This window comes from Flavobacterium kayseriense, assembly GCF_014305095.1.
Taxonomy (GTDB): Bacteria; Bacteroidota; Bacteroidia; order Flavobacteriales; family Flavobacteriaceae; genus Flavobacterium; species Flavobacterium kayseriense.
In genome coordinates, this window is record NZ_JACRUI010000002.1 from 645,674 (window position 1) to 648,658 (window position 2,985).

General features: G+C 32.8%; 1 protein-coding gene. It reads right to left on the minus strand.

Going from position 1 to position 2,985, the window contains the following annotated elements; translation table 11 throughout:
- Nucleotides 1-1,861, minus strand: a 1,861-nt coding sequence (locus tag H8R22_RS09300) for an immunoglobulin domain-containing protein (RefSeq protein ID WP_449534701.1), incomplete at its 3' end; no start/stop codon positions are given.
- Nucleotides 1,862-2,985 lie beyond the last annotated feature (1,124 nt).

Below are 2,985 nucleotides of genomic sequence, written 5' to 3' on the forward strand. Positions count from 1 at the left end.
GAGTTGCGTTTATTGTCAAAACAACAGCGGTTCGACTCGGACTAGCACAAGTTGAAGCTGTATTTACTGCCTCAGCATAATACGTTCTGGTTCCAACTGTATTCAAAATAGGATTAGCAACTGTATTTCCGCCTGTTACAGCATCATACCAAACTACCGTTACACCTGCTGGTACTGTAGCTGTAACTGTTAATGTTTGAATAGGAGATTGTGCACATTCTGTTTTATTTGAAGCTGTCGGACTTACTGGAGGTATATCAAAACGAACAGTAATATCAGCCATAGAAGGATCACAACTTCCATTAGATATAGTCCAAGTAAAAACATAAGTTCCTGGTAAATCCACAGTAACTGTGCTAGAACCACTATTTACATTACTAAAAGTAGCAGTACCAGGGCCCGATTTGAAAGACCACCTTCCCGTACCAACGGTAGGGGTGTTTCCGCCAAGAGATGTACTACTTAAAGAACAATTGGTTTGGTTAAGCCCAACAGTAGCAGTAGACGGCTTTTCAACAATTGCTACTGAAAGACTTGCTTCTTTATAACACGGCATAAAAGCATCTGATGATACTACTATTGCTTTAGGATCACGTAAATTAAAATTAATAGGCCCTGTACCAAAATCTAACGTTGAAGAGCGTTCCGGACTAAGGAAAGAATTAGTTACACTAAAAGTACCTGGAGCGTCATCTTTCATTGTAAATCCGAAGCATTTAATATCTCCGGCTATGTAACCAATTTGAGATTTGAGAACTGCAATTTCAAAACCTAATAACAAATCAGTGATACCAGTATTACCATTATTTACACCTATATTACTGGAAGGACTTCCATTTGACGCAGTTCCTAAACTAACTTTTGTAGACACACCTGTTTGTAATTCAATAATATCAGCAAAGTAGGTTACCCCACCATCTTTTGTAGATATCGCCAAGCAATAATCAGGTAAAAAATAAGAATCAAAAGTACTAGGATTAGTATTAAAATAGTTGAAACCATTAACAGAAGGATTAGCACTTGTCGCTTCATTGCCATAATTACCCACATTAAAACCACCTGGTTTAGTATCTAAAAATAACAAAGCACTTCTGTTTGCATTTAACTTACCAGTTAAACCAAAAAATAATTTATCCTCAGTGCCGCTAATTTTAATACTAGTAAGATAACCGTCAACTGCACTTGGAGAAAGAGCTGCACTTAAAACATTATCTTCAAACGCGCCAGTACCCCATGCAGCCTCAGAAATTGTTCCATCGAGTGTAACTGCGTACCTTGTTTTAACCCTTACAACCTGTCCTGCTGACAACGAACTAGTCGTGTATACTCGGTTAGTTGACATGGCTTGAACTACTACGTTATCAATTAAAAACTCAAACAAATCGCCTCCACCTGTAGCTGTAAAAGTTAATGGCACTCCTTTGCAAACTGGACTATCAGTAGGAGAAACGGTAAGACTAACATTTGGAGGTGCATTAAATACAGATGCAACAACAGGAACTCTTACACTTAAGTCATTACCGGATCTACTTTGGACATAAAAAGTAGTGGTTTCACTAATAAAAGGACTATAAATAGACCCCGTACGTAAAATAGTAGTTGATTCCTGACTATCATACCATTCGATAATATCACCACTATTACCAGATGCGGTAACAAATACTCTAACTGTAGAATCTGATATTTCCTTACAAGCACTCCCAGCCGTAGCAAGTGGCGCAGGAATAAGAGCAGTAGTTTTTCCTGTAACATTTGGAGAAGAAACACTTCTATTAGCTCTATTTTTTTTTGAAATTTGCGCAAAAGAGGCACTATTCAAAAGGAAGGCAAATAACAGCAAAAAGAGTAATTTATGTTTCATATATTGGTTATTAATTTAATAAATAATGGCACTAGAATAATGTTTAAAAATAGAAAAATAAAATGAGATAAAAATATGTTATTTAATAAAATTTTAACATTAAATACAGTAGCACAAAATAAGCGATAATTATAATTAGAGCATTCATTCTGTAAAATTTATAGATTGATAAAAAAAAGGGAAACTAAGAATATTTAGAATTCCTATTTAGATGCAATAAACCACACAAATAGTAGAAACAATAAAATTACTAACTTAAACAAAGACTTGTAAAGAAAATTTTAATATATAATTTAAGGTGCGTAAACAAAAAAATCACACTCATAATACTGTAAAACACTAATCTAAAATATAAACAAGACAGGTATTAAATTTAAAAAAACAAAATTTTATTAATAATAATAAACCATACAATCTTCACAGAATCTAGTATCAAACAAAAAACATAATAAACCATAGATATTGCAAATGAAGTAGATAAGAAAAACGCAAAAGACAACTACTAAAATTAATTACTAGTTGTGAAAAATTAAAAAATAAATTTACAATCAAAAAACAAGCTGATCCACATTACAGTATACTAAGGCTAATATCTATACAAGTTTGCAAGGCTTCGTAAGATATTAATTTTCAAGCATAACAAATACTTTACAATTAATAAAGAAGACTACTTAAATAAATACTATCAGTCCTACTTAGCAAAATATCAAAAAATCTTAGCTGCTGACTATTAGAAATAAACACAGGCAACGACATAATAAAAGCCTAAAAGGATATCAAGAGATTTTGTCTCTCAATAAAAAAAATAATATGAAATAGAGTGGTTTTTGCAAAGAAAAACAACACCTAAAGAACTATTTAGCGACCCGATATTTCGATACTAAATAAAAAAACACTTTTTGAATTTAGAGTTTTGAATATAAGGATAACGACCCGCAATTAGTTCTTGTTACTTTAGGAACTGCATAATGATAGCTGTACCACAAAAAAACCTAATTCTTTATAATCAGTGATTTAAAAAGAAAGTCGACGAACCGCAATTTGATTGAACACGGCATTTATATAAAACAAAAAACCCCAACTTTTACAAGTTGGGGTTTTCAAAAGAAAGGCGACGAACCGAG